Origin of the sequence: Paraburkholderia sp. WS6, assembly GCF_030464835.1 — a bacterium.
In the GTDB taxonomy this organism is placed as follows: Bacteria; Pseudomonadota; Gammaproteobacteria; order Burkholderiales; family Burkholderiaceae; genus Paraburkholderia; species Paraburkholderia madseniana.
The window spans coordinates 51,134-63,459 of record NZ_JALQCK010000020.1 but is presented as its reverse complement, the minus strand read 5'-3'; the positions used below and the strand labels follow the sequence as shown (position 1 = coordinate 63,459).

13 protein-coding genes are annotated in these 12,326 nt (G+C 62.2%); 7 read left to right on the top strand and 6 right to left on the bottom strand.

The window, feature by feature from the left end; all coding sequences use genetic code 11:
* The first annotated feature begins 128 nt into the window (after positions 1-128).
* The 5 genes from M0D64_RS23255 (at position 129) to M0D64_RS23235 (ending at position 4,929) form a co-directional block, all read left to right on the top strand.
* On the top strand, positions 129-1,028 hold the full coding sequence (locus M0D64_RS23255; RefSeq protein ID WP_266259424.1) for a LysR family transcriptional regulator: 900 nt from the start codon (positions 129-131) through the stop codon (positions 1,026-1,028).
* A gap of 253 nt (positions 1,029-1,281) precedes the next feature.
* Complete coding sequence (locus M0D64_RS23250) at positions 1,282-2,604, top strand: MFS transporter (RefSeq protein ID WP_154562490.1); 1,323 nt, start codon at positions 1,282-1,284, stop codon at positions 2,602-2,604.
* 108 nt (positions 2,605-2,712) lie between these two features.
* On the top strand, positions 2,713-3,753 hold the full coding sequence (locus M0D64_RS23245) for an amidohydrolase family protein (RefSeq protein ID WP_266259423.1): 1,041 nt from the start codon (positions 2,713-2,715) through the stop codon (positions 3,751-3,753).
* Positions 3,750-4,430 carry an RraA family protein gene (locus tag M0D64_RS23240; RefSeq protein ID WP_266259422.1) on the top strand — a complete coding sequence of 227 codons (681 nt, stop codon included), beginning with the start codon at positions 3,750-3,752 and terminating at the stop codon, positions 4,428-4,430. Before M0D64_RS23245 ends, M0D64_RS23240 begins: the two co-directional genes overlap by 4 nt.
* Before the next feature lie 100 nt (positions 4,431-4,530).
* Positions 4,531-4,929 (top strand): hypothetical protein, encoded by a 399-nt coding sequence (locus tag M0D64_RS23235; RefSeq protein ID WP_266259494.1) that lies wholly within the window; start codon positions 4,531-4,533, stop codon positions 4,927-4,929.
* A gap of 23 nt (positions 4,930-4,952) precedes the next feature.
* Here M0D64_RS23235 and M0D64_RS23230 read toward each other — a convergent pair whose 3' ends face one another.
* Entirely contained in the window at positions 4,953-5,807 is an 855-nt protein-coding gene (locus M0D64_RS23230; RefSeq protein ID WP_266259421.1) for an AraC family transcriptional regulator, read from the bottom strand.
* A 23-nt stretch (positions 5,808-5,830) separates the two neighbouring features.
* The gene (locus M0D64_RS23225) at positions 5,831-6,544 is read right to left on the bottom strand and encodes an alanyl-tRNA editing protein (RefSeq protein WP_266259493.1); all 714 of its coding nucleotides are present in this window, start codon (positions 6,542-6,544) and stop codon (positions 5,831-5,833) included.
* 228 nt (positions 6,545-6,772) lie between these two features.
* Between M0D64_RS23225 and M0D64_RS23220 the strand changes: the two genes are divergently transcribed.
* Together M0D64_RS23220 and M0D64_RS23215 are read left to right on the top strand one after the other, a co-directional pair.
* Positions 6,773-7,339 carry a chromate transporter gene (locus M0D64_RS23220; RefSeq protein WP_266259420.1) on the top strand — a complete coding sequence of 189 codons (567 nt, stop codon included), beginning with the start codon at positions 6,773-6,775 and terminating at the stop codon, positions 7,337-7,339.
* A 2-nt stretch (positions 7,340-7,341) separates the two neighbouring features.
* Positions 7,342-7,914, top strand: coding sequence for a chromate transporter (locus tag M0D64_RS23215; RefSeq protein WP_266259418.1), 573 nt, complete (start codon positions 7,342-7,344; stop codon positions 7,912-7,914).
* Between the two features lie 10 nt (positions 7,915-7,924).
* Here the strand turns inward: M0D64_RS23215 and M0D64_RS23210 are convergent, their stop codons facing one another.
* The 4 genes from M0D64_RS23210 to M0D64_RS23195 form a co-directional block, all read right to left on the bottom strand.
* Positions 7,925-9,172, bottom strand: a complete 1,248-nt coding sequence (locus M0D64_RS23210; RefSeq protein WP_266259417.1) for an enolase C-terminal domain-like protein — start codon at positions 9,170-9,172, stop codon at positions 7,925-7,927.
* 115 nt (positions 9,173-9,287) lie between these two features.
* The gene (locus M0D64_RS23205) at positions 9,288-10,580 is read right to left on the bottom strand and encodes an MFS transporter (RefSeq protein ID WP_266259415.1); all 1,293 of its coding nucleotides are present in this window, start codon (positions 10,578-10,580) and stop codon (positions 9,288-9,290) included.
* 80 nt (positions 10,581-10,660) lie between these two features.
* A complete protein-coding gene (locus M0D64_RS23200) occupies positions 10,661-11,428 on the bottom strand; it encodes an SDR family oxidoreductase (protein WP_266259414.1) in 768 nt (255 codons plus the stop codon).
* A gap of 90 nt (positions 11,429-11,518) precedes the next feature.
* Complete coding sequence (locus M0D64_RS23195; RefSeq protein ID WP_266259413.1) at positions 11,519-12,238, bottom strand: FadR/GntR family transcriptional regulator; 720 nt, start codon at positions 12,236-12,238, stop codon at positions 11,519-11,521.
* Positions 12,239-12,326 lie beyond the last annotated feature (88 nt).

The window sequence follows — 12,326 nt, the reverse complement described above, 5'->3', positions numbered from 1 at the left end:
CTGGCGCCCCAACGCGGCCTCTTCAAGGAGCCGCTGCGGCGCCAGAACTTCCCCCCGGGCACACCGGCATTGCACCGTCCACCGCATAACCCGTTATCCTCTTCCTACTGAAGATCAGGAAAACGGATATGAATCTTAGGGCGTTGCAGTGCTTCGTGATTCTGGCGGAGGAGCTCAATTTCAGCCGCGCCGCCGAGCGCTTGCATATCGCGCAGCCCGCGCTGAGCCAGCAAATTCGATCACTTGAAGAGCGGCTCGGCACACAGCTGGTCGATCGGGCAAGACGCCCGCTGAGTCTGACCGAAGCCGGCCACTACCTCTGCACGGAGGCGCGCCAGATACTGGGTTCGCTGGAACAGGTATCCCTTACTGCGCAGGAAATCGGTGTCGGCCGGCGCGGCTGGCTCAGCATCGGCTTTACGCGCTCGGCGATGTACAGCATCCTGCCGCCCGCGCTCAAGGCGTTTCACAACGCGTTCCCGCAGGTCGAACTCAAGCTCTTCGAGTTGCTCACCGAGGAGCAAACCGATGCGTTGCGCGACATGCGCATTCACATCGGCATCGGGCGGCAGCCGCTCGCGATTGAAGGCTGTACATCCTATCCGCTGCTGCGTGAGCGTGTGATGGTCGCGCTCGAACCGGGTCATCCGCTCGCTGCGCACAAAACCGTGCGAATTGCCGAGCTCGCCGATACGCCCTTGATTCTGTATCCGAAGCACCAGAACGCGCAGTTCAAACGCTCGGTGCAAACGCTCTATCGCGATGCGGGCGTGACTCCGGTCGTCGCTCACCAGGCCTATGAAATTCAGACCGCGATCGCACTCGTGGCGGCGGGTCTGGGCGTGACGTTCATCGGCGAATCGGTTGCACGGCATGGACGCACGGACGTCGTGTTCCGCCACCTTTCCGGTCCCGGCTCGTCATACCGATCGACGCTCGCGGCCACCTTTCGCACCGACGATGCCTCACCGCATCTGCGCGCCTTCCTCGCCTGTCTCCCCGCGCCGCTTGCTGACGCCACACTATAAGTAAAAACCTATACAAGCATAAGCAAGCGGTCTTGGACTCTCCGTCCGGGCGTTCTTATCATGGGCCTCATGCTTCAGCCGCTGTCCGTTCATGAGCGCATCAGCATCAGCGCCTGCAGGCACGAACGGCAGCCCCTGAAGCCCGGCCGTCAAACGTGCGGCCAACGGGACACTGCCGGCGTTCGATCCGGCAGGCCAACCATAAGAACGCCGCCACGGCTGATGAAGCCGTCGCAGCAAGGTAGGAGACAGCATGACCTCATTCGACGAAGCCGCCACCATGCGCAAAGTGTACGGGCGATTAATGCCCCTGCTCTTTGCGATGATGTTTTTCAACTATCTGGACCGGATCAATATCGGATTCGCCGCGCTGGACATGAACAAGCAGTTGGGCTTCAGTCCAGCCGTGTTCGGTTTCGCGGGCAGCATCTTCTTCGTCGGCTATATGTTGCTGGAAGTGCCGAGCAATCTGTTGCTGCATCGGGTCGGCGCGCGCCGCTGGATCGCGCGCATTCTGCTGACGTGGGGTGCGGTCGCGGCAGCCACCGCCTTCGTCTTCAACGATTCGAGCTTCTATGTGTTGCGCTTTCTGCTGGGCGTGATGGAAGCGGGCTTTTTGCCGGGCGTGGCGGTCTATCTGACGAAATGGTTTCCGGTGCGCTACCGGGCGCGCGCGGTGGGCGGCTACATCATCGCGGGTTCGTTTTCGGCAGTACTGGGCGGTCCGATCTCGACAACGTTGATGACCTACGCGAACGGCATTCTCGGTTTGCAGGGATGGCAATGGATGTTCATCCTCGAAGGCCTCCCGGCGATGGCGCTCGGTCTGCTGACGCTGCGCATCATGACCGAACGTCCGGCCGACGCCAAATGGCTCTCCGATGACGAAAAGCGTTGGCTCGAATCGACGCTCGCAGCCGAACGCGAAGCTGTGGGCGGTAGCACCCATTTTCCGCTGCTGCGCGTGGCGAGCGACATCCGCGTGTGGAGCCTCGCGTGTCTGTTCGGCTGCGCGCTGGTCGGCATTTATGGCTTGTTCCTGTGGTTGCCGCAGATCGTCAAGAGTCTCGGCCATCTGAGCAATATCGAGGTCGGCTTTCTGTCCGCCGCGCCGCCGCTCCTCGGCGTGTTGGGCACGTTCCTGATCAGCCGCAGTTCCGACCGTACGGGCGACCGCAAGAAGCACCTCGCCTTCGTGTACGGCATGAGCGCATTGGCGATTGCCGGCAGTGCGTATGCGCCGAATCCTGTGATCGCCTACGCGCTGCTCTGCCTGACCGGTTTGTTCATCTATGCGGGCAACCCGCTGTTCTGGAGCCTCGCGTCGTCGTTCAGAACGGGCGCCGCGGGTGCCGCTACGATTGCGCTGATCAACACCATCGCGCAGTTCGGCGGTCTGGTCGGTCCCTGGAGCATCGGGCTGGTGCGCAACGCCACCGGCAACTTCAAGCTGGCCTTGCTGACAATCGCAGCGTTTCTGGTGGTCGCGACGATCATCGCACTCGTGATGCGTGTCACTCCGGCTGAAGATGAAGCCGCCTCGCTCGCGACCGGTGACCCTGCCCCGCGCATCTGAGCGCCGTGACCGACGAAACAGCGAAGGTAGCGAACGCATAGCACGGACAAATATGGACGCGCGAGCACAGATAAGCATTCACAAGGACACCAACGGGTTTTTCACACCATGATCATCGATTGCCACGGTCACTACACCACTTCGCCGCCGCAGCACGAAGCCTGGCGCGCGCAGCAGATCGCCGCGCTGAAAAACGGCGGCTCGCCGCCGCCACGCCCCCTCATTACCGACGACGAAATTCGCGAGAGCATCGAAACCGGCCAGATTCGCATCCAGCGCGAACGCGGCACCGACCTCACGATCTTTTCGCCGCGCGCCGCCGGCATGGGGCACCACCTCGCCACGGCCGAAGCCAATGCAGTCTGGTCAAGCGAATCCAACGATCTAATCCATCGCGTGGTTTCGCTGTTTCCGCGCAACTTCGTCGGCGTGTGTCAACTGCCGCAGGCGCCGGGCGTGGCGCCGGCCAATTGCATCGCCGAATTGCGGCGTTGCGTGGAAGAGCTGGGGTTTATCGGCTGCAATCTGAATCCGGACCCGTCCGGCGGACATTGGTCGGGGCTGCCGATTACGGACCGCTCGTGGTATCCGCTCTATGAAGCGATGGTGGACCTCGACGTGCCGGCAATGATTCACGTGTCCTCGTCGTGCAATCCGAATTTTCATGCGACGGGCGCGCACTACATCAACGGCGACACCTCGGCATTCATGCAGTTGCTGCAGGGCGATCTGTTCGCCGACTTCCCGACGTTGCGCTTCATCATTCCGCACGGCGGCGGCGCGGTGCCCTATCACTGGGGCCGCTATCGCGGGCTCGCGCAGGACATGAAGCGGCCGCTGCTCAGCGAGTACCTGATGAAGAACGTGTTCTTCGATACCTGCGTGTACCACCAGCCCGGCGCTGAACTGCTCGCCAAAGTCATTCCGGTCGAGAACATTCTGTTCGCGTCGGAAACCATCGGTGCCGTTCAGGGTATCGATCCGGAAACCGGCCACTACTACGACGACACGCGGCGCTACATCGACGCCATCGAATGGCTCAGCGCCGCGGACCGTCAGCGTATCTACGAAGACAACGCCCGCGCGGTGTACCCGCGGCTGTCCCATCAACTCGAGCAGCAATTCGCCACGCAAGGGGCAACGGTATGACTGTCACCACGAATCCCATCGGCTGGCGCGAACACGAGTCCGCGCCTCAGGCCAACCCGGCAACGCTCGACGCATTGCGTGAACTGGCGGTTTCGCTGCTCAGCGACAACATGGCGCGCGCGAGCGGCATGGTCGGCTTGCGGCCGTATCATCAGCCCAAGCCGATGGCCGGCACCGCGGTCACGGTCCACACCCGCCCCGGCGACAACCTCGCGATCCATCGCGCGTTCGACTTTTGTCGGCCGGGCGACGTGCTCGTGATCGACGGCGCCGGCGAACTGACGCAGGCGCTGATGGGCGAGATCATGGCCAGCTTCGCGGAGAGCCTGGGCGTGCAGGGCCTCGTGATCGACGGTGCGATCCGCGATGTCGGTGCGCTACGTCAGCGCGATTTCCCGGTGTACGCGCGCGGCGTGACGCACCGTGGACCGTACAAGAACGGCCCTGGCGAGATCAACGTGCCGGTCACGGTCGGCGGGATGGTGGTTCATCCTGGGGATATCATCGTCGGCGATGAGGACGGTTTGCTCGCGATCTCGCCCGCCGACGTGGAAGCGGTGATCGAAGGCGCACGGCGGCAGCATGCGAAAGAAACGGCGGCGTTGAAGTCGATCGCCAATGGATGTTTCGACCGTTCGTGGGTCGTACCGCATCGTGATCGGATGATGAATAACTGACTTCACGCGTGGCGCAGCAACGGGCATGATGTTGCCGTGCGCCACGTACCATGAGTCGCGGATGCATCATCCTCCCAACCCCGCAGGAATCGTGTGCCTCATGGCGGAATATCTGAACGCTGCAATGCTCCTTGAACTCGCGCAACGTGCGGAGCAGCGCACTGCCGCGCCCTGCATGTGTACAAAAACGCCGCTGGACGGCTGGCACTCGCAGCCGCTTTCTCTCGACGAAACGCGGTTCAAGGAAATCGGCACGCTCGCACCAGAGGACGATCCGGAACCCACCTTCAGCGAATACCTGCCGGGCAAAACGACCTACTGGTCGGCGGACGCACCCATCGCGCCGCGTTACTTCCCATACAACCGCTGTGCCGTCTGGCAGTGCGCGTTGTGCGACCGTCTTTATCTGCGCTACACGGAAGGGGGTGGCTACTTCGTCGATCGCAGGATTCGCACTATACAGTCGGCGCTGATCGAGGACGTTCCGCTTCCCGAGTAACGTTAGAGGCGTAGCGCGCGGACTTAATGCCCAGGCTTCAGCGCCGCATACGTCCCCGGCGTGATCCCATAGGCCCGTTTGAAGAGCCGGTTGAGATGGCTTTGATCGTAAAAGCCGACGGCCGCGGCAGCGGTCGCCGCGCTATGCCCCGCCGCGAGCATGCGTTTGGCCGCGAGTAGCCGCACCTGCGTTGCATAGGCGTGCGGCGGCAGTCCAAACTCTTTGCAGAAAGCACGCGTGAGGTAATAGCGGCTCAACCCCACCAGTTCCGCCAGCTCATCGACCGGAATATCGCGCGCATAGTTGGCGGCGACGTACTCGCGCACCTGCGCCATCTTGTGGGCTTCGCGCCGTGCTTCGCCGAGCTCGTGCCGCGATTGCCCATACCGCCCGACCAGCATCCCCATCGCCGCCCACCAATTCGCCTGCCGCTCCATCAGCGAGACCGAGCCGTGTTGGTCGAGACTCGCATGCGCCTTGACCAGCAGGCCGGCCAGATGCGCATCCTGATAGAGCCCCGGCGGGATCAGAAGCGGTTTGTCCGGACGCGAGTCGGGCGAAAACACAGCACCCAGCGCGCCCAGGCCTTCCATGTCGAGATAGATGGCGCGGTAATTCCATTCGCGGCCTTCCCACACCTCGCCACTGTGATACTCGCCGGGTCCGAACACGAGCACGCTGCCGGGGCCGGCGACGTCGCTGCCGGTGCGCGTGTGACACTGCCCCGCACCGGATTGCGTCATGACAATGACGAGTTCGTCGTGCAGATGTCGGTCGAATTTGTGCTCGCCGTAGCGTGCGCTGGCGAGACAGGCGCCGTCGAGCGCGCCGTCTCGCCAGCACACCACTTCCGGTTCGCTTCTATCCGATGTGTCCATGGCTCGCTCTCCCGGGATGCCCTTCAAACCAGCTCGATTCTGACCCGGCGATTGCGGCGTCCCTTGTTTTCTATCTTCACGATGCGGATCGGTTTCGATTGCGCCGTGTTGGTCAGATGCGTGCCGCCGCAAGCCTGCCGGTCCAGATCGCCGATTTCGACGATCCGCACCGTGCCGTCGGAGGTCGGCGGCGGCGCCACCGAAAGGCTGCGAATCAGGCCCTGCGTCGATTTTGCCTCGGTTGCGCTGACGTAGTAGGTCCGCACGTCCATGGCGCTGCGGATCACCTCGTTGGCAGGCTCCTCGAGCAGGCGCAATGCGTCGTTGTCCGCCTCGGGCAGATCGAAATCCATGCGGGCGGTACCGTCGGCATTGATCTGCGCGCCGGTCACGAGTGCGCCGGCGAAGCGTTGATACACGAGGGCATTGAGAATATGCGTGGCCGTATGAAGCTGTGCGACGGTGGCGCGCCGGGCCGCGTCGACGGCCACGTGAACGTCGCCGTTCAGTTCAAGCGGCTCGTCGAGCAGATGCCAGAGCATGCCGCCTTCCGGCGCGACGCCGGTAATACGGACGGCGCCATGCGCGTGCGTCAGCGTTGCCGCATCCGACACCTGGCCGCCACCGCCCGGGTGCAAGGCCGTGCGGCCCAGCACGACGGCGCCGGGCCGCGAGGCGATCACGCTCGTTTCAAACTCGAGTAAGTCCGGCTGCTCATGGCAAAGATAGTGCGCCACCTTGAATTCCCCGCATGAAATGAAATGACTGATTACGCCTAGGATACTCAGTCTCATGGGAGGTCGTCTTGGTCAAAAATGCCCTGTGCGGTTGGGGCCGGACCATCAGTTTCACGGCGTCCGGAAACAAACCCCCGGTTGATATAATTTTCCAGTCGCCTATGACCGGGCACGCTCACCAGAAGCAAATATTTCGCCCGTCATACGTCAAGCTGACTGGAAGATTCGATGTCCCAACAAATTGCCAACACGAGTCGACCACCTACCCTCACCGGGCTTTTCCTGATTTTCAGCCGTATTGGACTCACCAGCTTCGGTGGTGGCCTGAGCGGTTGGCTCCTGCGCGAATTCGTCCAGGATCGCGACTGGATCAGTGAAGAAGACTTTTTGAATGGCCTGGCCATTTCGCAGGCGCTGCCGGGCATCAACGTCAAAAACATGGCGATATGGATCGGCCACCGTCTGCTCGGCTGGCGCGGCGCGTTGCTGGCGGTTGCCCGCATCATCATCCCACCCGCCATCTTCATCATTATTCTCGGCACGGTTCTCGGTCATCTGCTGCAGTTCCCGCTCGCTCACATCCTGCTTGCGGGCGCGGCAGCAGCAGCCACCGGCCTGTCGTTGTCAATGGGCGTGACGACCGCGCGCCGGGTGCCACGCAGAGCCCTCCCACTGTTGTTCCTGGCGGGCACCTTCGTCGCGGTCGGCATATTGCGTCTGCCGCTGGTGTGGGTCGTGATCGGCGCGGGAGGCCTGAGCGTACTGTTCGAATACATCAAACTGCGCAAAGCCTGACCATGTCGAATCGCGTTTTTCTACAGCTTGCGGCCGTTTTCGCGCCCCTGTCACTGGTGACGATAGGCGGTGGCCAGGCCATCATCGCCGACATCCAACGGCAGGTTGTCGACGTGCATGGATGGCTGACACATGCCCAGTTCGGTGTCGACTTCGCCATCTCGCGCATGGCGCCCGGCCCCGGGTCGCTGCTAGCCACCTTGATCGGTTGGCAGATTGCCGGGTTCTGGGGCGCTGTAGTGGCCACGCTGGCATTGCTCGCCCCGACCGGCATTCTGATCTATGGCGTGACCCATATCTGGACGCGCTATAAAGGCGCGGCGTGGCAACTGGCGCTCGAGCGTGGGCTGCGCCCCGTCGCCTCCGGCATGCTTCTCGCTGCGGGATGGGTTCTGTTGAAATCGCTCGACGGTGGACTTCCGGCCCAAGCGATTGCCCTCATGTCAGTAGGGACGCTGCTTGGCACGCGGATCAATCCGCTGCTTCTGTTGCTTTGCGGTGCGTTGATGCTGCTCGGTATGTACGAGCTTGGCGCCAGCCTTCCGTCCATCCTTCAAGTTCACATGGCGAGCTAGTGCAATTCCGTCACGGCGTCTGCAGCGTGCCGTCCTTCAAGCGGGTTTGCGTCCACGTCGTCACGGTGTTTTCGCAAGGATATTTCGCGGCCTCGGTTTCGTCGATGTCCACGCCCAAGCCCGGTTTGTCATTGGCATAAACGTGTCCGTTCCTGAATTCCGGCAGACCCGGGAAGACATCCAGCAAGGCCTCTCTCGGCCCCTTAAGGTCCTGGATCACGAAGTTCGGCGGCTCGGTTCCCGACCATTCCTGCACGCCGAAATTGCGCGCGGCGAGATCGATATGGATATTCGCTGCATGCGCCAGCGGCGACATATCGCCCGGACCGTGCCATGCGGTCCGTACCCCGAACTGCTCGGCGAATATCTGCAGCTTACGGCCTGCGGTGATGCCGCCGATCTGGCTGAGATGCACACGAATAAAGTCGATCAGGCGCTCGGTGATCAGAAACCGCCATTCATACGGGTTGTTGAACAGCTCGCCCTGGGCCAACGGCGTAGTCGTTTTGGCGCGTAGCTGACGCATCCATTCGCCTTCCTCGAGCGCAATCGCGTCTTCGAGAAAGAACAGCTCGTACTGTTCCAGCTCGCACGCGAAGCGGATCGCTTCAACCGGCTTCAGGCGTTCATGCACGTCATGGCACAACTCGACGTCGAAACCAATCTTGCTGCGAATGCCGTCGAACAGCTTGAGCGTCTCCCGCATGTACTTTCTGCTGTCGAGATACACGCCATCCGCGGCGCCTTCAGGCGCGCTCGCTGGCGCCTTGCCGAAGCTACCCCCGCCATAGCCGCCGCTCTGGCAACGAATATGCGTGATGCCCTGCTCGCGATACTTCCGGATGTTCTCGCACAACTCGTTCAGATCGCGACCGTCCGCATGGCGATAAATCGGCACGCCTTCGCGGCACTTGCCGCCGAACAACTGATAGAGCGGCATGTTCGCCATCTTGCCCTTGATGTCCCACAGCGCCATATCCACACCGGAGATCGCGTTGTTCTCGATCGCACCGTTGCGCCAGTACGCGTTCTGATGCATCAGTTGCCACAGTTCCTCAATCGCCTCGGCGTCACGACCGATCAGCAACGGCCGCAGGTATTCCGCGATGAGGCACGTCACCGCCACGTGCCGGTAGGCGAATGTCGCGCATCCGAGACCGACCAGACCGGGCTGGTTAGTCTCGATCTTCACGACGATCAGGTTGATGCCTTCCGGCGCGGTCAGGATGACCTTTACATCGGTAATCAGGGTTGCCATGTTCTGTCTGCCAAAATCGAATCAATCAAACGAAGTCGAATTGCGCTCTTCTTCGCCAAAACGTGACGTCCGAGGTGTCGGGAAAGACGGACCTGCGCGAGAGATTTCCCGGGCGTTACGTGCGATGCAAAGACAGCGAAGCATCACGCTTGGCGTGCTCGTCGGCATTCGCGGGCACGGTCATCATCAGGATCACCGAGAGCAGCAGGCCGGTCGCCATGAAAATATACGAAGCCGCCGGGCTGCCGGTCGCGCCGTTCAGATAGCCCACCACCCACGAACCGAGAAACGCCCCCAACGCACCGCATGCGTTGATGAGGCCGATCGCGCCGCCCAGCACGTTGCTCGGAATCAGTTCCGGCACGAGTGCGAAGAACGGGCCATACGGCGCGTACATCGTTGCACCTGCAACGACCAGCAGCGCGAACGAGATCCAGAAGTGCGAGCCGCCGAGCAGATAGGAAGCGACGAACGCAATAGTCCCGACGAGCAGCAGCGGCCACACGAACAACTTGCGGTTGCGCGTCCTGTCCGAGAGCCACGACGCGAGCAGCATCAGGATGATTGCGGCGAGATAAGGCACAGCGGCGAGCCAGCCCACCGACACGATGTCGATCGTCGAGGCGGCTTTGAGGATCGACGGCAGCCACATGATGAAGCCGTACACGCCGATGCTCCACAGCGCATGAATCGCGCAAAACTTGATCACGATCGACGAACGGAACGCCGCCTTGTAATTGCGCACCGGCGCGATATGGGCCTGCTCGGCCTTCAGGCGCGCGTCGAGTTCAGTCTTTTCGGCGTCGCTCATCCAGGGGGCGTCGGCCGGACGGTCTTTCACCGTGAACCACCAGACCACGGCCCATGCGATGGCAGGCATGCCCTCAAGGATGAACATCTCGCGCCAGCCGAAACTGCGAACCAGATAGCCCGACACCACCGACATCCACAGCACCGTCACCGGATTGCCGAGAATCAGGAACGTGTTGGCGCGCGAGCGCTCGCTGCGTGTGAACCAGCGGCTGATGTACATCAGCATCGACGGCATCACGGCCGCCTCCACGACGCCGAGCGTGAAGCGCAGCACCATTAGCATCGGAATATTGCTGACCATGCCGGTCGCCGCCGCGCACAATCCCCACAGAATCAGACTGAAGAAGATCAGCTTCTTCACGCTATTGCGCTGTGCGTAAATCGCACCGGGCACCTGAAACAGGCAGTAGCCGAGAAAGAACAGCGAGCCAATCAGCGACGAAGTGCCATGGGTGATGCCGAGATCCTTGTCGATCCCGGCCGCGGCGGCGAAGCCGTAATTCGCGCGGTCGAGATAGGCGAGGCTATACGTGATGAAGATGATGGGCATCAGATACCACCATCTTTGAGTTGCTACGGGTTTGACGCTTTCCATGATGTCTCCGGATCAGTGCGGCGCACGAACTATCTGATGCGAGTGGCTGTTTGTTTTGCTCTACTCGCGTGGACCTGCTTTTAAAGAACGGCTAGCCAGCCACCATCGACGTAGATGATCTGGCCGTTCACATAGCTCGACGCCGGTGAAGCCAGATACACCGCCGTGCCGACGAGTTCTTCCGGCTTGCCCCAGCGTTGCGAGGGATTACTGCTCTTGACCCATGCGTCGAAAGCGGCGTTCTCGATCAGCGGCTTGTTCATGTCGGTCAGGATGTACCCCGGGCCGATCGCGTTCGCCTGAATGTCCGAGGCCGCCCACTCGGCGCTCATGGCGCGGGTCAGCATCTTGATGCCGCCCTTCGCCGCCGTATAGGCGCCGACTGTCGCGCGCCCGGCTTCGCTCGTGAGCGAGCCGATGTTGATGATCTTGCCGCCCGTGCCGCGCGCGATCATGCGGCGTGCGGCCTGCTTCGCCACGATGAAGGCGCTCGTCAGGTTGGTGTCGATCACGCGCTGCCAGTCGCTCAATTCGAGTTCGACGAGCGGCTTGCGAAACTGGATGCCGGCGTTGTTGACCACGATGTCGACTTGCACGCCGTCCTTGTCCCACTGCGTGAATGCGTCGGCAACGGCGCTTTCGTCGGTCACATCGAAGGCGCGGCCTTGCGCATTGAAACCCCTGTCGCTCAGACGGGCGACCGCTTCGGCCACCGTGTCGGCGCGCGTGCCGTTCAGGATGACGTTCGCACCGGCGGCCGCCAGTCCCTCGGCAAGCGCGAATCCGATGCCGCGCGCCGAGCCGGTAACGAGTGCCGTGCGGCCGCTCAGATCGAATAGCTGTGTCATGCGTGTGTCCTCTCGATGTTCAGAAACGAGGCGCGAGTGCGCCCCTCGCGATCCTGACGAGGGTCGCGATGAAATGGGTTACGGCGATTGCTACGTGGGTTGATCGTTGGCGGTTCGGTCCAGCGCGGCGCGGTCCTCGAAGTCCTGCTCGGCGCGCCTGATGAGCGTGAGTACGGCCTCTTCCGCCGCGACGGGATCCCCCTTCTCGATCGCGACGCACAGTGCCTCGTGCATCGGCAGCGAACGGGCCGGACCGCCGGCGATTTCGGAGCTGAGTTCGAAACTGGTGCGCAGGATCGCCGACAGCGCGTTCTGCATCTGCTGGACGAACTGGTTGTGGCAGGCGGTAAGGATGGCGCCGTGAAATGCGAGGTCGGCGGGAACGTACTCGCCGTGGCCGGCAACCGCGCGTTCCATTGCCTTGAAAGCCCGCCGGACCGCGATGCGGTCTTCGTCAGTTGCGCGTTTCGCGGCGAGCCTGGCCGCGTTCGGCTCGATGATCAGGCGCAGTTCCATCAGGTCTTCGATGAGGCCGGGCTCGACGGCGCTTGCACGCGCGCGCCACATGATCACGTCCGGGTCGAACAACTGCCATTGCGCACGCGGCAGCACGACCGTGCCGTAGCGGCGGCGCACCTGCAGCATGCCCTTGGCGGAGAGCGACTTCATCGTCTCGCGGATGGTGATGCGGCTCACCTGCATCTGCTCGGCAAGCACCGGCTCGGCGGGAAGAATGTCGCCGGGCATGAATTTGCCTGAACAAATCTGCTCGCCCATCTGATTCAGGACCTGCCTGTGCAAAGTTGCCACGATTTGCTCTCTATGTCATACGTATGATGTAGAAAGATAGGCGCGACGAGGCCGCATGGCAATTCGGGTTCACCCGGAGTGCGGGTGG